Source organism: Exiguobacterium sp. MMG028 (genome assembly GCF_027947425.1).
Classification (GTDB): Bacteria; Bacillota; Bacilli; order Exiguobacteriales; family Exiguobacteriaceae; genus Exiguobacterium; species Exiguobacterium aestuarii_A.
Genome location: NZ_JAQJIN010000001.1, coordinates 299,314 through 322,061, shown reverse-complemented (window position 1 = coordinate 322,061; position 22,748 = coordinate 299,314). Strand labels below are relative to the sequence as shown.

Genomic DNA, 22,748 nt, shown 5'->3' with positions numbered 1-22,748 from the left:
ATTATACAGAATATCCGACACGCCTTCAAGCGAGAGCGTTTTCGCCAATCTATTTGTTTAAAAATCACGTAAATCATATGTTCGTCCAAAACCTTGTCGATTACACTAAGGATATGAAGGGGATGGTTTTTATGGAAAAGAAACTGGCAGTCATCGATATCGGATCCAACTCGATTCGGAATGTCATCTTTGAAGTCAACGAGGAGGGACAATATTTCGAGCGTTTGAACGTGAAGGAAGTAGCTCGTTTATCTAGTCATATTAGTGACTCGAATGAAATGACAGAGGACGGAATCGCTGCTTTGATCGATACGCTTCGCCATTTTAAAGAATTGAACGATTATCACACCGTTACCGATGTGCTTCCTGTCGCGACAGCAGCCATCCGAAATGCAAACAATTCGGATGACATCTTACAGCAAGTGAAAAACGCCACGGGTATGACGATTCGCTTACTGAGTGATTATGAAGAAGCCTTCTACGGATATTCTGCCATTGTCAATTCGACGTATGTTGAAGATGGTTACTCGGTCGATATCGGTGGGGGTTCCATGGAAGTCACCTATTTCCAGAACCGTGAGCTCGTCTTCTATCATAGTTTCCCGTTTGGTGCTGTCACCTTGACGAAAGAGTTCATGAAAAACGATACGATGACAAAAGACGAACGCAAAGCGTTGACCTCATACTTAAAGAAAGCATTCAAGGAAATCGAATGGTTAGAACCTCATGGTGTTCCGCTTGTCGGCGTCGGAGGAACGGCCCGTAACTTAGTTCGTGTCGAGCAGAGCATGTCGAATTTCCCGCTTGAAGGAATCCATCAATACACGATCTCATCCGATCAACTCGAAAAAGTCGTGGATGAGCTTGTCGGCATGTCGAGCAAGCAACTCGGACGAATGGATGGACTGTCAAAAGATCGGGTCGACATCATTGCCCCGGCTGTCACAGCCATCGGTGAGCTTGCGAAATATTTGAAAGTTCCGGAATTCACGATGAGCAATAACGGTCTTCGAGAAGGATTGTTCTATGAGAATTATTTACATGAGCATGATAAAGTGCGGTTTGCTGATGTGAAAGAAGAAAGCTTTCGACATTTTGAAAAACAATATGATGTGAACCCGACCCGCCACCAACACTTGATTCGATTGGCTCGTCAGCTGTATACCGGACTGATTGAAGAGAAGGCCATCAAACCGAAACCGTTCGAGCCTGGTCTACTCGAGGGTGCTTGTCGTCTCGCCTATGTCGGTGAATATATCGACCATAACAATAAGAGCGACCACACCTTCCATTTGATCACGACGAATGATTTCAAAGGGTTGAATAACGAAGACCGGCTCGCACTCGCGCTCGTTACATCATTTAAATCAAAACGCGTGTTAGAACAACATATCGAGGCCTTTCCGAAGTGGTTTGACCAGAAGTTGTTGAAGAGTCTTGAATTACTCGGTTCAATTGTCAAACTTGTCGACGCACTCGATTTGACAGAGCGCCAAATCGTCACGGATATTCACGTCTCTGGCTCAAAAGATGGTCTTACATTCTCACTTGATACGAACGGGTCTGCCCGCTTTGAGTTACAACGAAGCACACGACACAAAAAACATTTAGAGCGTGCAATCGACCAATCGATTGAAATCGTTTTGAATGAGGAGGAATAAGCATGTCTGACTATACGTATGAACATTTTAACAACCGCGAACTAAGTTGGCTTGATTTTAACGAGCGCGTCCTCGAAGAAGCGATGGATGAACGAAACCCGCTTATGGAACGGTTGAAGTTTCTCGCCATATTCAGTTCTAACCTCGATGAATTTTATATGGTCCGTGTCGGCGGGTTAAAAGATGAGGTGCTCGCGGGGTTTAATCGTCCGGAAGACAAGACAGGACTCACTCCGAAGCAACAGATTAAATCCATCTCGATGCGTGCTCAAGAACTTGTCGAGACACAATATGCGACGTATAAGAAAATCACGAAACAATTATCCAATCAAAACGTACGGTTTTTGCGCACAAAGCATTTGAATAAGACACAACAAGAGTTCGTGAAAGAGTATTTCCGGACACATGTCTTCCCGGTTCTGACGCCGATTGCTGTCGATGCTTATCGTCCTTTCCCGATGTTGCTCTCAAAATCGTTGAACATAGCCGTTGAGATCGCTTCAAATGAAGAAGGAAAGAAACGACTTGCGCTCGTTCAAGTTCCTTCTGTCCTTCCACGTTATCTAGAGCTTCCTACAGATGACGAGGAACATACCGATTTGATTTTGCTTGAGGATTTGATTATCCAATTCATCGACTCGCTGTTTAAGGGATTTGTCGTCGAATCGACGATGCCGTTCCGCATCACACGTAACGCGGATATGCCGTTCCATGAGGAAGGCAGTCGTGACGTGTTGAAACAAATTGAAAAGGAACTGAAAAAAAGGCGATATGGGGTCGCCATCCGACTTGAAGTACAACAACGCTCGTTACGAAAAGAGCTATTGTTCATGCTCCAGGATGTCCTTGACTTGCATGAACGTGATATTTTCATTGTTGATGGTCCGATTGATTTGACTTTCCTGTTCGGTATCTATAGCCAAGTCGGGATGGAATATGACGACATGATCAACGAGACATTAATTCCGTTCATCCCGGAAGGTCTTGAATCCGGCAAAGATTTATTTCAAAGTATCGCCAAACAAGATTACCTGTTACATCACCCGTATCACTCGTTCGACCCGATTGTACGATTCATCGTTCAAGCCGCCAAAGACCCGAACGTATTGGCCATTAAACAGACGCTTTACCGAGTTTCCGGGGACTCTCCGATCATCAAGGCCTTGACCGATGCGGCCGAGAGCGGCAAACAAGTGACCGTCCTCGTTGAATTGAAAGCACGATTTGATGAAGAGAAAAATATTCAATGGGCCAAACAACTTGAAAAAGCAGGTGCTCACGTCATTTATGGCTATAAAGAGCTCAAGACGCATTCCAAGATCACACTTGTCGTTCGTATTTTAGAAGGTGGTGTGTTGCAACGTTTCATTCACCTAGGAACGGGCAACTATAACGACTCTACGGCAAAACTGTATACGGATATTGGACTCCTGACGACAAATGAAGAGCTTGCCGAAGATGCTACAAACTTTTTCAACTGGTTATCCGGTTATGGTGAAAGACCGTCTTGGCATCAGTTCGAGACGTCACCAGACGACATGAAGGATTTCTTCCTTCAAAAAATCGAAGAAGAAATCAAGCTGCATGAGAAGTACGGGAATGGTCACATCGTCGCGAAAATGAATTCGATTACCGATCGAGCCATCATCACGAAATTATATGACGCTTCCTCCGCAGGTGTAAAAATCGACTTGATCATTCGAGGTATCTGTTGCTTACGACCAGGAATCAAAGGAATTTCTGACAATATTCGAGTCATCTCAATCATCGATCGATATCTCGAACATTCTCGAATCTTTTATTTCTATCAAAACGGCAAAGAAGATTTATATTGTTCTTCCGCAGACTGGATGACACGCAACATGAAAAAGCGAATCGAAATCCTCTTCCCAATTCTCGATCCATCACATAAAACGTACATCAAAGATATGATGGCACTTCAACTCGTCGATAACGTGAAGGCGAGAAGACAACGTTCCGATGGACGTTATGTGTATGTGAAACGAGAAGACAATGAAGAAGAAATTCAGTCTCAAATTATTATTCATCAATATACCGGAGGTCGTTGGAACAATATTCCGAGTGTATTCGAGCGCGAACCTTCAAACTGGGCTGAACGAGAAGTATTACGTCTTCGGGCAGAGAATGAGAAAATGACAGATGACTGATGTTAGACTTCAAAAAATAACAATCTCATTGTATAATGAATGCGGTTCAGCTATTATAAAGCGTTTTCATTAAAAGAGACGGAGGAATCATACATGCAAGAAATTCTACTTTCACTACTCGCCGGCTTAATCTGTGGTGCCATCTTCACGGCACTCAAATTGCCATTACCGGCCCCACCGGTGTTGCCTGGTGTCGTCGGAATCTTCGGGGTTTTCCTCGGGATGAAAGTATATCAGTTTGCCGTGGCGAACTGGCCATTCTAAAAAAACGATGCCTGAGAGGCATCGTTTTTTTAGTCTAACGTATGAATCGCTTTATGACAGGTTGGACACACCCAAATCCCGTCGTCACCTTGCAGATGATATTCCATCAGTTTCGATGCATCGTTTCCGTATCGTTCGAAAAGATTGATCTCACAAACTGAGCATGTTGTCACCGGAGCGTACGGGATGACAAACTTCTCCCGAAACAAATGTGCTTCATAATTTTCTTTTGTCCATTTCGAAGAAGGAACATCGTACCCATCCATCCATTTCTGATGAATCGATTCGTACGGTTCATCCGCCTCATACATCCCTATTTTCAAAAGCGGATGGTGAAAATGAAGTTGGATTAAATCGACCAAACTGTACGTCGCCACTTCTTCCTTTTTAGCGCCAAACCAGTACGGATCGTCAGGTTGCTCAATCATTTCCTCTAACAATACTTCTGCCTCTGCCACAATCCCATGCCCAATCACTTCGATGAACGCTGTCGGGGTCGTTACGGACCCTTTTACGTAAACAGGACTCTGTTCAAGAAAATAGGTTGGGAATGCGTTCCACACATCATATTGCTTTGGGTCGACCTGAAGGATCGCCATCGTTTATTGATGCGAAAACGTGAAGCGTTCACGCCATTCAGGATCAAATTGATTCGCACGGAACATCTCGATTTCTTGTTTATAAGGTGCCACTTTCGTTTTTTCACTAACTGAGATATATGGCGTCTCTAAAATTTTTGGGAGATGTGCAAATGCCTCATGATGAATGATTCGATTTAATGTATCGAACCCAATCTCACCATACCCGATATTTTCGTGCCGGTCTTTTCTCGCACCGCGCACGTTTTTTGAATCATTCACATGAATCACACCGAGACGGTCGAGACCGACGATTCGATCGAATTCTTCAATCACTCCGTCCAAATCACCGACTAAGTCGTAGCCTGCATCATGTACGTGACACGTATCGAAACAGACAGAGAGACGATCATTGTGTGTGACGCCGTCTATGATTGTCGCCAATTCTTCGAACGTCTTTCCGAGCTCGCTTCCCTTCCCTGCCATCGTCTCAAGCGCAATCTTAACCTGTTCGTCGCCAGTCAACACTTCATTCAGTCCTTCAATGATCCGCGCAAGACCAATGTCTTCCCCGGCACCAACATGAGCCCCTGGGTGAAGAACGACGTGACGAGCAACTTGGAGTGCTTCAGCACGCTTCAACTCTTGTGTCAAAAATGAAACGGCCAATTCGAACGTTTCAGGTTTTGTCGTATTTCCGAGGTTAATGATATAAGGTGCATGGACGACAATCTCTTCGATATCGTGAGCAGCCATATGTGTGAGTGCCGCCTCGATATTCAAATCCTCAATCGGCTTTCGACGTGTATTTTGAGGAGCTCCCGTATACACCATCATCGTATTCGCCCCATAAGAAACAGCCTCTTCACTACCTGCAAGTAGCATTTTTTTACCTGATACCGAAACATGTGAACCTATTTTTAACATCATCATCTTCCCTTCATAAGCTTCTATCTTCAGTTTACACAAAAAGAAGAACCGACTCCAAGAAGTCGATTCTTCAAACGATTAACGCTTGTTTTTCTTACGAGCGGCACGACGATCTGAGCGCTGCTGTTGCATGTGCTCGCGTGAAGCCGTCTCTTTTAACTTATACTTAAATTTCTTCTTATAGCCAGGTTTCACTTTCTTCTTCGCCTTCTTGATTTCACCGGCCATACGACTATGTGCCGTATGTGAGACTTTCATCTTCCGGTCCGTTTGGCGACGACGACGTGTTTTGATTGGCTGAATCGAACCATTGCGCAAGTCCACGTGTGTGAATTCGAACCCTCGTTCTTCGAGTCGGTTGATTGGTCCATTTTCATGGTCCTCATACAATGTGTATGCCTCACCAGATGCGCCCGCACGACCTGTACGACCGACACGGTGCGTGTAGAAGTCAAGGTCTTTCGGAATCCCATGGTTGATGACGTGAGAAACGCCTGAGATGTCGATTCCTCGAGCTGCCAAGTCTGTAGCAATCACGTATTGATACTTCGCGTCATTAATGTCCTTGATGGCTTGTTTACGGCGACGTGCCTGCATGTCCCCGTGTAACGTACCGACATTCAGTCCCGCTTCACGGAATGATGTCTCCAATTCATCCGCTTCTTGTTTCGTATTTGTGAATACGAGACAGACGAACGGATTGATTGCTTTTGCAATTTCGACGGTCAATTCCTTACGGTCACGGTGACGTACCGGAATGACGTGGTGCTTGATTTTTGGTGCGACACGATGTTCCGGGCTCGCTTCAGCAAAGCGCGGGTCGTGCAAGTAACGCTTCAAGAACGGCTCGAGCTTCTCAGGGATTGTCGCTGAGAAGACCATCGTTTGAAGTTTTTCTGGAAGTGATTGCGCGATGCGGTCAACTTCCGGCAAGAATCCCATATCGAGCATTTGGTCAGCTTCATCGACAACGAAATGCGTCACTTTATGCGGGAACAATGCTTGTGCTTTCATCAAGTCAAGGATTCTTCCCGGTGTCCCGATAATGAGTTGTGGTGGATTTTTCATCTTATCGATTTGACGTTCGCGGTCTGTTCCTCCGACAATCAAACTTGATTTGATGTAATCCGGATTCTTAATGAGGATTGATTTTAATTCTTCATGAATCTGCCATGCGAGTTCACGTGTCGGTGCGACAACGATCGCTTGGACAGATTCCTCTTCTGGGTTGATCGCTTCTACGATCGGTAATAGGAACGCAAGTGTTTTCCCCGTTCCTGTTTGTGATTTCCCAATAATATCTCGACCATTCAGTGCAGCCGGAATAATCCGTGCTTGTATATCGGTCGGTTTCGTGATGCGTTTTTCTGTTAACGCATCGATCATAAACGGTAGCAATTTGAACTGTTGGAAGCTGTTCAATCGATACACCTCCTGTTTCTTTCCACTTTTCCTAGCATAGCGGAATCAAATCATTTGTCAATCAATCTTTTGCCACGCCTTCATATAAATAACTCGACGAATAATAATGCTTGGCAATTTTCTTTCCATTTAAATGTTGTTCGAGCGCTTTAAAGCCGACTTCCATCATCTCATTCGGGGACTGTACGACAGTCGCATTGACTTTCCCATTTTGAATGAGTGGATAAATATCAGAAATGCCGTCTACTGATACAATCGTCTTATCCGTTAAGTCATGACTTTCTAAAGCTCGGACGACACCGAACGTATTATCGTCATTGTGCGAAAAGACGGCATCAAATGGAATTTCTTCTTCTAACCAACGTGACATCTCAATCTCTGCTTGAAATGTATCATAGTTCCCCGTGATGGAGGCAATGATTTCGAATTGGTCGGCATTCGCTTTTTCGTACTCCCGAATCCCAAGACTGCGGTCCATCGTAGAGCGTACCTTCGGCGTACCCGTCACCTCGACGACACGAATCGGTCGATCGAGGTCACTATACTTTGCTGCAATCTGCTCTGCTGCCATGCGCCCGATATCAACATTGTCGGAAACGACCGACGTTAACACACTCGAATGGTCAATCATTCGGTCAATCGCAATGATTGGGATGTTTTCTCGTCTTGCACGTTCTAACGATGGTTGGATGAATGTGTCATCGAGCGTCGTCAAAAAGATGGCCTCGACGCCCCGATCAATTAAAGAGTCTAACTTTTCTTTCTCTAACACACGCGAGTCTTCACTCGTCGTTGGAATGGGAATGAACCCTTTCTGGTTGGCCGTATGGACGAATGAATCTAACAACTTATTGGCATGTTCATGCTTGTCACTGACGAACACGAATCCGACTTCTTTTTCATTTGTTTTTTGCTCCGGTAATTGAATCGATGTGATGAGAAGGATTGTCATGGCCCAAACAATTGGTAACCAAAACCAATAGTGTTTGAGTTTTTTCATGACGGATCTCTCCTTGGAATTTTAATCAACATCGCTGTCCCTTTGTCGACGACACTGTCAATTTCCATCGATCCGTTCACACTCTTCAAGTATTCTTGAATCATGTAAATCCCAAGACCGTTTCCGTTGTCTTTCGTCGTGTTGAATGCCGAACCGACTGTCTTGAGTTGTTCTTCTGTCATCCCAATCCCGTTATCTTCAATTAAGAACCGATATTCCTGCTCCGTAAAGAGGACGGTCACGACAACACTTCCCTCTGCGCCTTTCGACTCGACAGCCTCGACCGCGTTTTTGAACAGGTTATAGATGATTTGAACGAGCATATCGAACGAGGCATAGAAAGGAGGCATGTCATTCGGAACGAGTAATTCCCACTTGGTCGGACGCTTATAACATTCAGCATCCATCAAGAATTCGAGTCGCTTCGCAAAGTCTAACATATCAATCCATTCTTCGTCTCTTCCTGCCTGATCAGGTTTGGCGAGTGTCAGCATCGTCGAGATTAAATCATTCGCCCGCTCCAACTCTTTGATGGCGACGTCTACCATGTCTTTATTGCTTTGTCCTTCTCGTGCCAACTGTAAGGTGATATGCACCGGTGTGAGCGGGTTTCGAATCTCATGGGCAATCCCGGCTGCCAATTGTCCAAGTGATGCTAGCTTTTCTTGATGTAAAATCAATTGTTGCTGGCTCAACTGTTCACGCCTTGATGTTTCCATCCGCTGGGCGTAGTCGTTATACGTATCCAGTAACGTCTCGACTTCTTTTGAACCGGTCCTCTCGAGCGTGATGGCACCGAGTGACTGTTGCTTCTTGATCTGATTGACAAGTTCGACGAGCGGGTTCGTCAACGTTCGCGAGAGCAACAATCCGACAAGGATGCTCAAGAAGAATGTCACAAGTGCAATCATCAAGTACTGCCAACGCGTATCGTAGACCGTCTCATATACGGAGTCATTCTGATGTTTTGCAAGCATACTCCAGCCACTGACTCGCGCATCCGGTTCGTACATCATCGTGTCTTCTTCCGTACTTAAAATCGTACGTGTACTCCGTCCTAGCACGTCGTCAATGACTTCACGTGACACGCGACGTTCTGCATCTGTGACCAAATTGAACGACGTCGTCAATACTTCTCCTTGTTCATCTAACAGGTAAAGAATCATGTCATCATTCGATGACTCGAGCGACCGACGGTACAAGTCAGAGTTGAGCACACTGATGCTTCCCCCAAAAATACCGATTGGTCGGTTGTCTTCAATGACGGGAACATATAAGAACGTTCCCATGTCCCCACTAATCATGATAGGGTCACTCATATATAATTCTTTTCCACTCGCAGTCAATACTTCTGCGAACTTAGGGTCCCGTTTAATCACAGAAGATGAAACTTGACGCTCAGAATACCATTTAAACGAATTCTTGCTGACATCATAATAAAAAATCGATGTAAAACTCGTTCGTTGATTTAAATACCCTGTCCGGATCCGCTCTTCAATCCACGGTTCGTTCCCGACATAAGCTCCAAGATAAACCAGATCCTCATACAATTTACCGAGTCGGGACTCGACATTTTCAATACTATCGTCAATCGCATAGTCAAATTGCTCTTTCGCAAGCTCTTCTGCACGAGACACCGTGACGCGATCAGCAGAAAATGCAAGTGACGAGATAACAAGTGCTAGAATAATGATGATAATAAACGTAATTTGGAAAAAATATGATTTTCTAAGTTCACGTAACTGTTTCATTCGATTCACGATGTCCCTCCTTTCTAACCTAAAAATTATAGCATGAATACACGCAAATCTTTTCGTATTTTCGAAACAATGTTAGACTAATATGTATGAAAGCACTTCGAAAGGAGCCTTCGTCTTCATATGAAAGTTAAAAAAATTAGTCCACGCGGATATTGCTATGGTGTCGTTGATGCCATGAAACTCGCAAATGAGGCAGTTGCAAATCCAGATTTGCCACGCCCGATTCATATACTCGGAATGATTGTCCATAACCGTCATGTCACACAGGCGTTCGAGGATCTCGGTGTCAAAACCGTTGACGGTGAGGACCGGATGCAGGCGCTTGAAACGATCGATCGCGGAACGGTCGTCTTCACGGCGCACGGGATTTCCCCACTCGTCCGTAAACGTGCCATTGAAAAAGGATTGACGATTGTTGATGCCTCTTGTCCTGACGTCCTCGTCACACACGACTTGATTCGGGAAAAAACAGCCGAAGGATATGACGTCATCTATATTGGAAAACATGGCCACCCAGAACCAGAGGGCGCGATTGGAGTCGCACCGAACCATGTTCATTTGATTCAATATGACCATGAAATCGATCAGTTACCGAGTCGGTTATTCGATCGGAAAATTCTCGTGACGAACCAGACGACGATGAGCCAATGGGATGTCTCTGCACTGATTGAGACGATTCAGTCCCGCTATCCACACGTTGAAGTGCATAACGAAATTTGTAATGCGACTCAAGTTCGTCAAGAAGCCGTGGCCGAACAAGCCGGAGACTGCGAATTATTAATCGTCGTCGGCGATCCAAAATCAAATAACTCGAATCGTTTGGCGCAAGTCTCTAAAGAGATTGCCGGCACAAATGCATATCGCATCGGCGATTTGAGCGAACTTGATTTGAACTGGCTCGAGGGTGTCGAGACCGTCGCCGTGACGTCTGGCGCATCTACACCGACACCAATCACGAAAAAGGTCATCGATTTCTTGTCACAGTACGACCCAGAAGATTTGAGTACACATGATAAAACACCATATCTCGAACTTCGCAGTATCTTACCGAAAGTAAAGGCATTACGTAAGTGAACGAATCCCCCATTCTCAACGAGAAAATGGGGGATTTTTTTGTCATCTGAATTGAAACGGGTTCGTGTTCGCTTCGGAAATCATCAACTCGACATCAATTTTTGCTTTCTGAAACTTCTCTGTGAGAATCCCGACCACGCCATGCTTCATGACACTTTCGACATGGTGTCCTGGGTCGACGACCGCGAGTCCTAACGCCATCGCATCATGCGCCACGTGGAAGTATAAATCACCCGTTACGTAAGCATCTGCTCCTTTGAAATGTGCAGCGGAAACATATTTGTTTCCGTCCCCTCCAAGTACAGCCACTTTCTCAATCAATCGTTTCGGGTCTCCGACGAAACGGACACCTTCCACTCCAAAGCTTGTTTTCACATGGTCAGCGAACGCTTCAAGTGTTAATGCCTGTTCAAGTTTACCGATACGTCCTAAGCCATATACGTGCCCTTCAATCTCATCTCGAATCATGTCGTATGCCACTTCTTCATAAGGATGAGCATCTTTCATCGCTTTCAAGACTCGCTTCTTCTGACTTTCGCGAACGACCGTCTCGATTCGAATCTCATCGACTTGTTCTGTCTCGTGAACTCTACCAATGAATGGAGTCGTTCCTTCGAGCGGAGTGAATTGTCCTTTTCCAGAAACACGGAACTGACAATCCGCATAGTCTCCGATATGTCCGGCACCTGCTTTGCCTAATGCACGTGACACGGCTTCTGCGTGTGATTCCGGCACGAACACCGTTAATTTATAGACTGGCTCCTCATACGTTGGTACGAGTACTTTTGTGTCGTGCAACCCGATTGCTTCACTCATCCAATCGTTCACACCGCCAACACAAACATCTAAATTTGTATGTGCCACGTAGACCGCGATGTCATGCTGAATACATTTCATCGTGATTTTCCCTGCCGTAGAACGATCATTGACTTGAGATAACGGACTAAAGATAGGCGGATGATGGGCAATGATCAAATCCACCTTTTTCTCAATCGCTTCATCCACGACCGATTCAAGCACATCGAGCGTTACCATGACCCGCTTGACCTCTTTATTGAGCGATCCGATTTGCAAGCCGATTTTATCGCCTTCGACTGCTAAGTGCTTTGGCGCAAACTCTTCAAACAACTGGATCACTTGATTGCCGTTCGCCATTACTGACTCACCTCTCTCATTTTGTCACGCATCCGTTTGAATTCGATTTGTTTTTGAACCAACGCCTCTGACTGAATGCCATCTGCCATTTGACCGAGTACGTATTCGAGCTTATCCGCTTCACGACTCCACTTCAGTTTGAACGCCTCAGGGCGTTCCTGAATCAAATATGGACCGAATAATAGTTGCCAAGTCCGTTCTGTGAGATCGTCACTATACATCGTCTCAGACCCTTTTTCGCCGACGAGAATCTCATATACTTTATCATTTTCTTCGACAATCGCTTCTTCAACGAGAACATATCCGTTCTCAAGTAGCCAACTCCGAACGTGTTGTCCGTCGACATTCGGTTGAAGAATCAGACGCTCGACTGCACCGAGCTTCTCTTTCCCGGATTCTAGAATCGAACGAATCAAACTGCCTCCCATCCCACAAATCGAAATACATGTCGCTTCGTCTTCTTGTAGTACAGCGAGACCATCACCGAGACGCACATCGATGACTTCTCGGGCTCCAATCAAGTCCACTTGCGCTTTCGCGGCCTCCATCGGACCAACATTTACTTCGCCAGCAATCCCTTTTGAAATGATTCCTTGTTGAAGAGCATAGCATGGCACATATGCGTGATCTGAACCAATATCAGCGAGCACGCTTCCTTTCGGGATATAATCGACAACTTGCTTCAAGCGCCGATCTAAGATGACACGTTCTTGCATGTAAGACAACTCCTTTGTTCTACTTCTTCCCTAGCGTATCGAATTCTTTACACTTCGACAACAAAAAACGCACCCCGCTACGGAGTGCGCCACTTCTTATTGTTCAATCAACCAGTTCGCAAGCACTTCTGCTTCTTCAGCTGATGCAAGACCTGCAGGCATCGCACCTTGTCCGTTGACAATGATGTTTGCGATTTCTTCTGGCGAAAGACGATCGCCAACACCAGTAAGTGCTGGACCAACGCCACCTTCAAGGTTTCCGCCGTGGCAACCTGTGCAACCCTTCGCTGCATATAACTCTTCTGGGTTCATTTCAGTGACTGCTGGACCTTCAGCCGCTTGTTGCGCCTGATTCACACCAAAATACGATAATGATACCATGGCAATAATTGCGACGATTGCGATTGCCGCAAACGGTAACAATGGATTACGCATTGTAGTTCCCCCTCATGTTCATTCCAAATTTCTATCCAACACTATTTTACTCAAAAAATAATAAAGAAGGAAGGAAAATCACTCATTTTCCTTCCTTTCTTCTAAAACTTCACACTTTATTCAAATATGAACTTAATCGAGGAAGTCTTTCAAGCGTTTAGAACGACTTGGGTGACGTAATTTACGAAGAGCTTTCGCCTCGATCTGACGAATCCGCTCACGCGTGACGCCGAACACTTTTCCGACTTCTTCAAGTGTACGTGTACGACCATCGTCTAAGCCGAAACGAAGACGAAGAACGTTTTCTTCACGGTCCGTCAACGTATCGAGCACGTCTTCTAACTGTTCTTTTAACAATTCATAGGCTGCCGCATCTTGTGGGGCCATCGCATCTTGGTCTTCAATGAAGTCACCGAGATGTGAATCGTCCTCTTCCCCAATCGGTGTTTCAAGTGACACCGGTTCTTGCGCGATTTTTAGAATCTCACGTACTTTTTCAGGTGTGAGTTCCATCTCTTTCGCAATCTCTTCTGGAGAAGGTTCGCGTCCGAGATCTTGGAGCAATTGACGTTGAACGCGAATCAATTTGTTGATTGTTTCGACCATGTGAACCGGGATCCGGATTGTACGCGCTTGGTCAGCAATCGCACGAGTGATGGCCTGACGAATCCACCATGTCGCATAAGTCGAGAATTTGAACCCTTTCATGTAGTCGAATTTTTCGACCGCTTTAATGAGGCCCATGTTTCCTTCTTGAATCAAATCAAGGAAGAGCATTCCACGACCGACATAACGTTTCGCAATCGAAACGACGAGACGAAGGTTCGCTTCAGCAAGACGTTTTTTCGCTTCTTCGTCTCCTTGCTCGATTCGTTTCGCAAGCTCTGTCTCATCTTTCGCACTGAGAAGGTCGACACGACCGATTTCTTTCAAATACATTCGAACCGGGTCGTTGATCTTAATTCCAGGTGGTACCGATAAGTCGTTTAAGTCGACTTCTTCATCTTCTTTTTTCGCAGGTGTTTCTTCTGCGTCAGCTGCGTCCTCTGTGACACGGATATCTTTCGCTTCTAAATCTTCGATGAAGTTATCAATGAAATCCGAGTCCACCTCAAAATGACTGAGGCGGTCTTGGATGGCTTGCATTGAGACGACGCCTTTTTTCTTTCCTAACTTTTCGAGCTCTTCTATGGCGTTAAATAAATCCTCTTTCTTCTTCTCTGCCATTTAGCAGTTCAACTCCTTCCAAACTTCATCCACGTTCATCGTTCTCGTAGACGACGACTACGGGCAATCAATTCTTGTAGCTTGGACGCCTGGTCAACAATACTTTCGGCGTCTTGAGCGATTTCCCTTTTTGCACGCTCGATTTGACGTTGCTCCTCATAACTGTTTATGACCCGAATGTATTCGTCTAAAACCTCTTCAGACAGTTCATCCGGTCCAGCCATCAGTCGGATCTCCGCAAAACGCATCGCATAATCGGGACGTTGGTCGCAGTAACGCTCCATAAACGGTAACGTCACTTGATCGAACTCATCTTGTGTCATCGTCTCAGAGACGATTTCATATAATGCCGAGCCTAACATACGATGTGTTTCATCCTGATAACGGAGCCCTAGACGATCGCGTACGAAACGGACTTGTTCCGGTCCGGTCAACATGGCACGTAACAAATACTTCTCTGCTTTCATCCAGCGGGGTTCGCCCGTTTTACTCGAACGCTTTCGTACAGGTTCCGCAGGCTCCATCGAACGGACGGGTGTCGATTCGCTTAACGTCGGACGAGGGATTCTCGAACGAAGCGTCTCAATCGGAATCTCAAATTCATCCGCCAGTTTTTTCACATATAAATCTCTTCGAATCGAATCATTCGTCTTACCGATCTCTTCAAGCATAGATTCAATAAAGCGAATCCGTTCTCCTTCTCGGTTCAAGTTTTTTCCTCGTCTGAGCATGCGATTCATAAAATCGAGCACGCTCAACTGTTCCGTCTCGACAAACTGTTGCCAATGCGACGCCCCGTGTTGACGTATATAATCATCCGGGTCTGTCTTTTCGGGTAACGGTAAAACTTGTACATCGAGAGGTGATGACTCTAATAAGCGAATGACTTTTTGAGTCGCCTCTTGTCCCGCATGGTCTCCGTCATAACAGATGATGACTTCTTCCACGATTCGTGACAATGCTCTTGCATGTTGTGGAGAGAAGGCAGTCCCAAGTGATGCCACAACTTCTTGTGTACCCGCTTGCGCGACTTGTAAGACATCTACGTTCCCTTCTACAAGGAAGACTCGTTTTTTCTTACGCATCAATGCCCGGGCTTGAGAGAAGCCAAATAGCAATTCACTCTTGTTGAATAGCGGTGTTTCAGCCGTATTCACGTATTTTGGTTGTCGGTCATCAATCGCACGTCCGCTGAAGCCAACGATGGTGCCGTCTCGATCCGCAATCGGAAAGACGACCCGTCCTTCAAATCGGTCAAAATATTCACCGGATTTGGACTTCGAGATTAAACCTGCCTCAACCATCACTTCTAAATCAAACCCTCGCCGCTCCAACAACTCGACAGTAAAGCGCCGTTGGTCTGGGGCAAATCCAATCTTGTATTGCGCAATCGTTTCTTCCGATAAATCACGGTTTCGCAAATACGACAATCCCACTTCGCCAGCTTCCGTTTTCATCAAGACTTCATGGTACAAGTCCGCGACGAGTCGATGTGCATCACGCATTTGTTTGCGCCATACTTGTTCACGTGTGAGTTCTTCGTCCCCTTGTATACCGTCTACTGAAATATTCGCGCGCGTTGCTAAGCGCTCGACTGTCTCAGGAAAAGATAATCCTTCCGTCTCCATCACGAACGTGAACACGTTCCCTCCGGCACCACAACCGAAGCAGTGATACATCCCTTTTTCAGGTGAAACGGAAAAAGACGGTGAGTTTTCGGAATGAAATGGACATAACCCGACAAGCCGATGCCCTTGTTTCTTTAATTCGACACGCTCGCCAATCAATTCGACGATATCTGTCGCTTGCTTCACTTCTGCGATGACTTCATCTGGTATCCGTGGCATCTTGACCACTCCCTGTTTCCAATCTCGCAACGAAACGGAACGCTCATCACGTTCCGTTTCACTGTACTGTCAATACTCTATTATACCCTCTCAAAGCAACGATTACTAATTGAAACACTTATGCACATTAGTCGTCTTTTGATTGTTCGAGATGACGTAAGATAATACCCGCCGTCTCTTCGACCGCCTTGTTCGTCACATCGATCACATCACAACCGATTCGTTCATAAATCCCGCGAGCATATTCGAGTTCTCGGTTGATTCGTTCAAGTTGTGCGTAGTCCGCTTCCGGTTTCAAACCGAGTGACTTGAGGCGCTCCATTCGAATCGAAATCAACTTCTCTGGAGAGATGATTAACCCGACACACCGTTCTGCCGGTAAGTCGAATAACTCCTCTGGAGGTCGTGATTCTGGTACGAGCGGGACGTTCGCGACTTTATATCGCTTCAATGCTAAATATTGAGACAGTGGTGTCTTCGATGTTCGTGAGACGCCGACAAGTACGATGTCGGCTTTCTTCAGACCACGCGGGTCTCGACCATCGTCATATTTGACGGCAAATTCCATCGCTTCGATTTTGCGGAAATAATCATCGTCCAAGCGATAGATGAGTCCCGGTTTTTCACGTGGGGCTTCTTTCAGTTGTCCCGATAAGACATCGAGTAAATCACCAAGCAAGTCAACCGTCTTGACCTGGTGTTCTTCCCCGAGCCTCATGAGAAGCGCGCGATGTTCTTCATTGACGAGCGTGAATGCAATGATTGCGTGTTGCGCCTTCGCTTGTGTAACCACATCGATAATCGTCTGCTCATCCTCAACGAATGGGATTCGGAGCGTTTCGATTGCATTCTCATGGAATTGGATACTCGCTGCTCGGACGACGAGCTCACATGTCTCTCCGACCGAGTCACTTACCACAAAAACGAGTTGTTTCGTAGTCAAATCGGTTTCCTCCTCAAATCGACTCATCGTTCGCTAACGCAATGAGCACCTTCGTCATGTTCGTTTTCGTCATCCGACCGAGAACAATCAATTTGCCATCCTTCTCTTCAACGACAGGCATTGCATCGATTTGCTTCTCAATCAATTTCATTCCCGCACGAATCAATGTCTCGCTTTTCTCGCAAACCGTGATATTCGGCATGCGTGTCATGATGACGTTGACCGGCAATTGATCTAAATCTTGATTCCCAATTGCTGCGCGGAGGAGGTCTTTACGTGACAGTACTCCTACGAGTTCTCTGTCACGTCCGACAACGAACAGCGAGCCCACATCTTCTAAGAAGAGCGTGACAATCGCATCGTATACCGTCATCTCATCCCGAACGACTTTCGCAGAGGACATAAAATCTCCGACCGTTAAGGAATCTAGCTTTTCGCGGAGCATCGACGAATTCCGTTTGCCAACGAACGTGTAGCCGACGCGAGGCCTTGCTTCAAGTATTCCTGTCATCGTCAAAATCGCAAGATCTGGACGCAAGGTCGCACGCGTCAGCGATAATTCCTGCGCGATTTGCTCCCCTGTAATCGGTCCATTTTCTTTTACAATCTCGACGATTTTTTGTTGGCGTTCATTCAGTTGCATAGCCAACCCCCTCTAGTTTGTTAGAGTACGAGCGCGTTGAAGTCTGCGACACTCTTAATCGTCGTAGCAAGTCGGTTCATTTCGTGGAGTCGGTTTTGGCGTACCGCCTCGTCATCACTCATGACCATTGTATGTTCGAAATACATCATAATTGGTGATTCAAGCGTCTGAAGAAGTTGAAGCGCTTTGTTGTAGTCTCCTGTTTGAACGGCAGTCATCGCTTCAGGAGCAGTCTGTTCGATCGCTTCATGTAATGCAACCTCTTGGTCGTTTTCAAACAATGACGGATCGACGTCTCCTGGCTCACCTTTTTTCGAGATATTGACGACGCGTGACAATTGCTCGATCAATGACTTCGCGTCCGTCGAAACGAATTGTTGAATCGCATGTGCACGAGCATCAAGACGGTCCACCGTAAGCGTAGTCGTCAACACGGCATCAATCACGTCATAGCGAACCTGCTGTTCTTGCAAGCGATATTTCAAGCGAAGTGTAAAGAACTCCACGAGCTGTGCCTTGACTTGTTCTTTATCGGCTTCATAGAGTCCTGCCTCCAGTTGTAATTCGACAACTTTCGAAAGAAGTTTGTCGATTGAGAGATCGATCTTCCAATCCCCAAGGATTTGTACGACCCCTTGTGCTTGCCGACGAAGTGCGAACGGATCTTGTGAACCACTCGGGATCATGCCGATACCAAAGAACGCAGCAATCGAATCGAGCTTATCTGCGAGAGCAAGCACGGCACCTGTTGCCGTCTCCGGAGACGAATCACCAGCGAAACGTGGCATGTAGTGCTCACGAATCGCCGCAGCTACTTCCTTGTCCTCACCTTGTTGAAGGGCATACTTCTCACCCATGATTCCTTGAAGCTCTGTGAACTCGTAAACCATCTGGCTGACAAGATCAAACTTATGAATCGCACCAGCACGATTTACTTTTTCAAGGTCCGCATCAAACAAAGGAGCAAGGGCTTGTGCGATTTCGGTCACACGTCGCGCTTTCGCACCAGTCGTTCCTAATTTTTCGTGGAAAACGATTCGGTCGAGACGTGCAAGCTGATCATCGATTTTTGTCTTCTTGTCTTCTTCGTAGAAGAAGACCGCATCCGCAAGACGCGCACGGATGACCTTTTCGTTCCCACGTGCGACGTTTTCAAGATGATCGGCGTTCCCGTTTCGAACGGTAACGAAATAGTTTTTCAACGTTCCATCAACATATACCGGGAAATAGCGCTGGTGCTCTTTCATCGTTGTAATGAGAACTTCTTCCGGTAATTCAAGATACGTCTCATCAAATTCACCAAAGAGGGCAGTCGGCCACTCGACTAAGTTCGTGACTTCCTCTAACAAGTCGGCATCAAGCGGAATCGTCCACCCTTGATTTGTCGCAAGCGTTTGAATTTGACGTTCGATTTCGGCTTTACGTGTCTCGTAGCTTGCCATGACAAATGCAGCCTCTAGCGCTTTCACATATTCAGCAGGTGACTCGACGACGACATCTCCCTTGCTGAGGAAACGGTGACCTCTCGTCACATTCCCTGTTTTCACGCCTTCAATCGTAAAGTCGATGACGTCTTGACCGGAGAGGGCAATCAACCAACGAATCGGACGCATGTAGCGTAAACTGCTCGTTCCCCACTTCATGTTTTTCGGGAACGTCAAGCTCCGAACGACATCTTCAAGGCCATTCAATAACGACATCGTATCTTGACCCGCCTCATGACGTTCTGCGAAGACGTATTCAACACCTTTTTCTTCGGCGAAGTATAAGTCTTCTACTGTTAATCCACGACCACGAGCAAAGCCTTCTGCCGCTTTCGACCAGTTCCCTTCAGCGTCTTGAGCAATCTTCTTCGCAGGCCCACGAAGGGTTTCCGTCAAGTCTTGTTGTGTTTCTGCCACGTCGCGAACGATTACAGCTAAACGACGAGGTGTAGAATACACATCGATTGAACCAAATTCAACACGCGCTTCTTTCAAGAACGCATCGATGCGCTCTGCCAATTGCTTCTCTGAGCGCAAGACGTATTGAGCCGGTAATTCTTCTAATCCAATCTCTAGTAAAAGGTCACGCATTCAAGTCACCTGCTTTCTCTTGTTTCAAAAGCGGGAAGTCAAGGCGTTCCCGTTCTTCGATAAATTTAGCAGCACATGCACGTGACATATTACGGACGCGTTGGATGAATCCAGTACGTTCTGTCACGGAAATCGCACCTTTTGCGTCTAACAAGTTGAACGTATGTGAACATTTCAAAATGTAATCGTACGCAGGGAAGACGAGATTTTCTTCGAGAGCACGTTTTGCTTCCTTCTCATATGTGTCAAATAGCGTGAAGAGCATATCGACATCTGATAACTCGAACGTATATTTCGAATGTTCGAACTCAGGCTGGTAGAAGATGTCTCCATACTTAAATCCATCCGTCCAAACGAGGTCGAATACGCTCTCGACTTCCTGAATGTACGAAGCGAGGCGTTCGAGACCGTATGTGATTTCAACTGCAATCGGGTCACACTCAATTCCCCCGACTTGTTGGAAATACGTGAATTGCGTGATTTCCATCCCGTTCAGCCATACTTCCCAACCGAGACCGGCTGCTCCGAATGTCGGGTTTTCCCAGTTATCTTCGACGAAGCGGATGTCATGCTCGAGCGGGTTGATTCCAATCAACTCGAGACTTTCTAAGTACAACTCTTGGATGTTGCTCGGCGACGGTTTCATGATCACCTGGAACTGATGGTGTTGATACAGGCGGTTCGGGTTCTCCCCATAACGTCCGTCAGCCGGGCGGCGTGACGGTTCCGTGTAACAAACGTTCCAAGGCTCTGGACCAAGGCTTCGAAGGAACGTCATCGGGTTCATCGTCCCTGCTCCTTTTTCCACATCGTACGCTTGCATCGTCAAACAGCCTTTCGATGCCCAAAAGTTTTGTAGCGTGAGAATAATCTCTTGCACAGTCATGTGCTTCATAAATGACACCTCCAATAGTATTGAAACGACAAAAAAACGCCCCTATGTGCCTAGCACATAGGGACGGGATTGATTCCCGCGGTTCCACCCTACTTGCCCCAACAACGGGGCCACTCTTAAAAGATGTGGGCGCTCTGGAATCGCCATTCACTCTTCTCATGACGCTCGGCTCACACCACCCCGAACTCGCTTTATTCATGACAGAAAGAGTTACTTTTTTCCTTCATCGCGCACGCTATTTCATTTGTCTAATCGTAACTCATCGTATCGAATTCAGTTTGAAAAGTCAATCCTCATTCAGATGAAGCCGGATCATTTGGTCGAGCACTCGTTTCGTCTTCAATCGGAGTCCGCTATATGACTCCATGTATACATCAAAGAGTTGACGCAAGAGGAGTCTAGAGTCGTTCGATAACGGTACGTTCCGAAATTCTGACAGTTCGTGTTTACTCATCAAGTAAAGCAATTTGGCGAGACGTTCTGATAATGGAACCGCTCCCTCTTCTCGATGCCGCCCACATAAAAAACCGCCAGAAGCGACCGAGAAATACATCGGGTCCGTCACGTCCCCACAGCGGACACACCCTGTCAGCACAGGAGAAACACCTAGAAGATGCAAGATACGCAGTTCGAGATGATGGGTGATCACATCTGCGTCCATGCCCGCATTCAATGCTTGAAGCGCATCCTGTAAAATCCGAAAGAGCGGACGATTTTGTACCCGATCCTCGACAGACCGGTCGACGAGCTCTAACCAATACATGGCGTACGCCATCCGATCGACATCTTTCCGGATTTCCGGATAGGACGTCATAACATCGGATGATTTTAACTGAGCGAGCCCACGGCTAGAGGGGAAAATATACACACCTTCTACAAACGGTTGGCTCGAGGCATGAAACCGACTCCCCGGTTTTTTTGCGCCTCGTGCCATAATCGCAACTTTGCCAAGCTCTTCTGAAAACAATGTCACGACTTTATTCGATTCACCATAATTGACGGTACGAATGACGATTCCCGTGACTTTTTGTAACATGGCTTAATACTCGTCGTCGCGGAAACCGAGGTCACGAAGCTGACCCATCTTGTTACGCCAGTCTTTCTGTACTTTGACCCAAAGGTTCAAGTACACTTTCGTGCCGAGAAGTGCCTCGATGTCTTGACGAGCATCTGTCCCGATTTCACGGAGCATCGTCCCTTTTTTCCCGATGATGATTCCTTTTTGTGAATCGCGTTCCACCATGATGACGGCTTCAACATCAATCATCTCCGAGTTATCACGTTTCTTGATTGATTCGATTGCCACAGCGATCGAATGCGGGACTTCGTCTCGCGTCTTATGCAACACTTTTTCGCGAATCATCTCTGAGATGATAAATCGCTCCGGGTGGTCCGTCACTTGATCAGCCGGGTAGTACATCGGTCCTTCAGGTAACAATTTCTTAATTTCTCCTAGGAGTGGTTCGACGTTATTACCTTGTAATGCCGAGATTGGCACATATGCTGCGAAGTCCAATTCATTTGTATATTGCTCAATCACTTTCGGCAGTTCATCCGGGTGAATCAAGTCGATTTTATTCATCACCAAAATGATAGGTGTGTCGAGTCCTTTCAATTTTTCAATGATGAAATCATCTCCGGCACCACGAGGTTCCGTCACGTTCACCATGAAAAGAATCGCATCGACTTCGCGAAGGGCGTTCGTCGCCACTTTCATCATGAAGTCGCCGAGGCGGTGTTTCGGTTTATGGATTCCCGGTGTATCGATGAAAATGATTTGAGAATCATCCGTCGTATATACACCTTGTACTTTATTTCGTGTCGTTTGTGGTTTATCCGACATGATGGCAATCTTTTGACCGATCACGCGGTTAAGGAATGTCGATTTCCCGACGTTCGGCCGACCAATGATCGACACGAAACCAGATTTAAAATCTTCTTGATACATAATGCAC

General features: G+C 46.3%; 20 protein-coding genes and 1 other annotated feature. Of the genes, 4 read left to right on the top strand and 16 right to left on the bottom strand.

The annotated features are described in order from the left end of the window. The first annotated feature begins 131 nt into the window (after positions 1-131). The 3 genes from PJK55_RS01705 to PJK55_RS01695 all read left to right on the top strand — a co-directional run bounded on the left by PJK55_RS01705 (position 132) and on the right by PJK55_RS01695 (position 4,093). Complete coding sequence (locus PJK55_RS01705) at positions 132-1,661, top strand: Ppx/GppA family phosphatase (protein WP_271304593.1); 1,530 nt, start codon at positions 132-134, stop codon at positions 1,659-1,661. 2 nt (positions 1,662-1,663) lie between these two features. Beyond that, positions 1,664-3,829 (top strand): RNA degradosome polyphosphate kinase, encoded by a 2,166-nt coding sequence (locus PJK55_RS01700; protein WP_271304592.1) that lies wholly within the window; start codon positions 1,664-1,666, stop codon positions 3,827-3,829. Positions 3,830-3,922: 93 nt separating this feature from the next. Beyond that, a complete protein-coding gene (locus PJK55_RS01695) occupies positions 3,923-4,093 on the top strand; it encodes a DUF1427 family protein (protein WP_012726630.1) in 171 nt (56 codons plus the stop codon). A 29-nt stretch (positions 4,094-4,122) separates the two neighbouring features. On the opposite strand, the gene PJK55_RS01690 is transcribed toward PJK55_RS01695, so the two are convergent. The 5 genes from PJK55_RS01690 to PJK55_RS01670 form a co-directional block, all read right to left on the bottom strand. Beyond that, positions 4,123-4,692 carry a hypothetical protein gene (locus PJK55_RS01690; RefSeq protein WP_271304591.1) on the bottom strand — a complete coding sequence of 190 codons (570 nt, stop codon included), beginning with the start codon at positions 4,690-4,692 and terminating at the stop codon, positions 4,123-4,125. A 3-nt stretch (positions 4,693-4,695) separates the two neighbouring features. After that, positions 4,696-5,598: a deoxyribonuclease IV gene (locus PJK55_RS01685; protein ID WP_271305255.1), complete on the bottom strand. Its 903-nt coding sequence runs from the start codon at positions 5,596-5,598 to the stop codon at positions 4,696-4,698. Between the two features lie 81 nt (positions 5,599-5,679). Then, on the bottom strand, positions 5,680-7,023 hold the full coding sequence (locus tag PJK55_RS01680) for a DEAD/DEAH box helicase (RefSeq protein ID WP_214693072.1): 1,344 nt from the start codon (positions 7,021-7,023) through the stop codon (positions 5,680-5,682). 61 nt (positions 7,024-7,084) lie between these two features. After that, on the bottom strand, positions 7,085-8,023 hold the full coding sequence (locus PJK55_RS01675) for a sugar ABC transporter substrate-binding protein (RefSeq protein WP_271304590.1): 939 nt from the start codon (positions 8,021-8,023) through the stop codon (positions 7,085-7,087). Beyond that, positions 8,020-9,774: a sensor histidine kinase gene (locus PJK55_RS01670; RefSeq protein WP_271305254.1), complete on the bottom strand. Its 1,755-nt coding sequence runs from the start codon at positions 9,772-9,774 to the stop codon at positions 8,020-8,022. Before PJK55_RS01670 ends, PJK55_RS01675 begins: the two co-directional genes overlap by 4 nt. Positions 9,775-9,903: 129 nt before the next feature. Here PJK55_RS01670 and PJK55_RS01665 point away from each other — a divergent pair, with 129 nt between their 5' ends. Beyond that, positions 9,904-10,857 carry a 4-hydroxy-3-methylbut-2-enyl diphosphate reductase gene (locus tag PJK55_RS01665; RefSeq protein ID WP_271304589.1) on the top strand — a complete coding sequence of 318 codons (954 nt, stop codon included), beginning with the start codon at positions 9,904-9,906 and terminating at the stop codon, positions 10,855-10,857. Between the two features lie 42 nt (positions 10,858-10,899). Here the strand turns inward: PJK55_RS01665 and PJK55_RS01660 are convergent, their stop codons facing one another. From PJK55_RS01660 to era, 11 genes are all read right to left on the bottom strand, one after another. Further along, a complete protein-coding gene (locus tag PJK55_RS01660) occupies positions 10,900-12,012 on the bottom strand; it encodes a Nif3-like dinuclear metal center hexameric protein (RefSeq protein ID WP_271304588.1) in 1,113 nt (370 codons plus the stop codon). Then, positions 12,012-12,728 (bottom strand): tRNA (adenine(22)-N(1))-methyltransferase, encoded by a 717-nt coding sequence (locus PJK55_RS01655; RefSeq protein ID WP_271304587.1) that lies wholly within the window; start codon positions 12,726-12,728, stop codon positions 12,012-12,014. Before PJK55_RS01655 ends, PJK55_RS01660 begins: the two co-directional genes overlap by 1 nt. Positions 12,729-12,824: 96 nt before the next feature. After that, positions 12,825-13,163, bottom strand: a complete 339-nt coding sequence (gene cccA, locus PJK55_RS01650) for a cytochrome c550 (protein WP_012726639.1) — start codon at positions 13,161-13,163, stop codon at positions 12,825-12,827. Between the two features lie 132 nt (positions 13,164-13,295). Beyond that, on the bottom strand, positions 13,296-14,390 hold the full coding sequence (gene rpoD / locus PJK55_RS01645) for an RNA polymerase sigma factor RpoD (RefSeq protein WP_012726640.1): 1,095 nt from the start codon (positions 14,388-14,390) through the stop codon (positions 13,296-13,298). Between the two features lie 35 nt (positions 14,391-14,425). Further along, positions 14,426-16,237 carry a DNA primase gene (gene dnaG / locus PJK55_RS01640; RefSeq protein ID WP_271304586.1) on the bottom strand — a complete coding sequence of 604 codons (1,812 nt, stop codon included), beginning with the start codon at positions 16,235-16,237 and terminating at the stop codon, positions 14,426-14,428. A gap of 127 nt (positions 16,238-16,364) precedes the next feature. Further along, positions 16,365-17,207, bottom strand: coding sequence for a pyruvate, water dikinase regulatory protein (locus PJK55_RS01635; RefSeq protein WP_271304585.1), 843 nt, complete (start codon positions 17,205-17,207; stop codon positions 16,365-16,367). Next, positions 17,194-17,823: a helix-turn-helix transcriptional regulator gene (locus PJK55_RS01630; RefSeq protein ID WP_074033362.1), complete on the bottom strand. Its 630-nt coding sequence runs from the start codon at positions 17,821-17,823 to the stop codon at positions 17,194-17,196. Before PJK55_RS01630 ends, PJK55_RS01635 begins: the two co-directional genes overlap by 14 nt. A gap of 20 nt (positions 17,824-17,843) precedes the next feature. Beyond that, on the bottom strand, positions 17,844-19,898 hold the full coding sequence (glyS, locus tag PJK55_RS01625) for a glycine--tRNA ligase subunit beta (RefSeq protein ID WP_271304584.1): 2,055 nt from the start codon (positions 19,896-19,898) through the stop codon (positions 17,844-17,846). After that, positions 19,891-20,784 carry a glycine--tRNA ligase subunit alpha gene (glyQ, locus tag PJK55_RS01620; protein ID WP_214760239.1) on the bottom strand — a complete coding sequence of 298 codons (894 nt, stop codon included), beginning with the start codon at positions 20,782-20,784 and terminating at the stop codon, positions 19,891-19,893. Before glyQ ends, glyS begins: the two co-directional genes overlap by 8 nt. 65 nt (positions 20,785-20,849) lie before the next feature. Then, positions 20,850-21,029: a binding site (T-box leader), on the bottom strand. 50 nt (positions 21,030-21,079) lie between these two features. Next, a complete protein-coding gene (gene recO, locus PJK55_RS01615) occupies positions 21,080-21,829 on the bottom strand; it encodes a DNA repair protein RecO (protein ID WP_271304583.1) in 750 nt (249 codons plus the stop codon). Between the two features lie 3 nt (positions 21,830-21,832). Beyond that, positions 21,833-22,741 (bottom strand): GTPase Era, encoded by a 909-nt coding sequence (gene era, locus PJK55_RS01610; RefSeq protein WP_074033366.1) that lies wholly within the window; start codon positions 22,739-22,741, stop codon positions 21,833-21,835. Positions 22,742-22,748: the final 7 nt, after the last annotated feature.

Excerpts from the sequence above, each read along its gene's own strand:
- PJK55_RS01705 (WP_271304593.1), top strand. The coding sequence starts at position 132 with ATGGAAAAGAAACTGGCAGTCATCGATATCGGATCCAACTCGATTCGG.
- PJK55_RS01660 (WP_271304588.1), bottom strand. The coding sequence starts at position 12,012 with ATGGCGAACGGCAATCAAGTGATCCAGTTGTTTGAAGAGTTTGCGCCA.
- PJK55_RS01685 (WP_271305255.1), bottom strand. The coding sequence starts at position 5,598 with ATGTTAAAAATAGGTTCACATGTTTCGGTATCAGGTAAAAAAATGCTA.
- PJK55_RS01630 (WP_074033362.1), bottom strand. The coding sequence starts at position 17,823 with ATGCAACTGAATGAACGCCAACAAAAAATCGTCGAGATTGTAAAAGAA.
- dnaG (WP_271304586.1), bottom strand. The coding sequence starts at position 16,237 with ATGCCACGGATACCAGATGAAGTCATCGCAGAAGTGAAGCAAGCGACA.
- PJK55_RS01655 (WP_271304587.1), bottom strand. The coding sequence starts at position 12,728 with ATGCAAGAACGTGTCATCTTAGATCGGCGCTTGAAGCAAGTTGTCGAT.
- PJK55_RS01665 (WP_271304589.1), top strand. The coding sequence starts at position 9,904 with ATGAAAGTTAAAAAAATTAGTCCACGCGGATATTGCTATGGTGTCGTT.
- PJK55_RS01670 (WP_271305254.1), bottom strand. The coding sequence starts at position 9,774 with ATGAAACAGTTACGTGAACTTAGAAAATCATATTTTTTCCAAATTACG.
- rpoD (WP_012726640.1), bottom strand. The coding sequence starts at position 14,390 with ATGGCAGAGAAGAAGAAAGAGGATTTATTTAACGCCATAGAAGAGCTC.
- glyQ (WP_214760239.1), bottom strand. The coding sequence starts at position 20,784 with ATGACTGTGCAAGAGATTATTCTCACGCTACAAAACTTTTGGGCATCG.
- cccA (WP_012726639.1), bottom strand. The coding sequence starts at position 13,163 with ATGCGTAATCCATTGTTACCGTTTGCGGCAATCGCAATCGTCGCAATT.
- PJK55_RS01675 (WP_271304590.1), bottom strand. The coding sequence starts at position 8,023 with ATGAAAAAACTCAAACACTATTGGTTTTGGTTACCAATTGTTTGGGCC.
- era (WP_074033366.1), bottom strand. The coding sequence starts at position 22,741 with ATGTATCAAGAAGATTTTAAATCTGGTTTCGTGTCGATCATTGGTCGG.
- PJK55_RS01690 (WP_271304591.1), bottom strand. The coding sequence starts at position 4,692 with ATGGCGATCCTTCAGGTCGACCCAAAGCAATATGATGTGTGGAACGCA.
- PJK55_RS01635 (WP_271304585.1), bottom strand. The coding sequence starts at position 17,207 with ATGAGTCGATTTGAGGAGGAAACCGATTTGACTACGAAACAACTCGTT.
- glyS (WP_271304584.1), bottom strand. The coding sequence starts at position 19,898 with ATGCGTGACCTTTTACTAGAGATTGGATTAGAAGAATTACCGGCTCAA.
- PJK55_RS01695 (WP_012726630.1), top strand. The coding sequence starts at position 3,923 with ATGCAAGAAATTCTACTTTCACTACTCGCCGGCTTAATCTGTGGTGCC.
- PJK55_RS01700 (WP_271304592.1), top strand. The coding sequence starts at position 1,664 with ATGTCTGACTATACGTATGAACATTTTAACAACCGCGAACTAAGTTGG.
- recO (WP_271304583.1), bottom strand. The coding sequence starts at position 21,829 with ATGTTACAAAAAGTCACGGGAATCGTCATTCGTACCGTCAATTATGGT.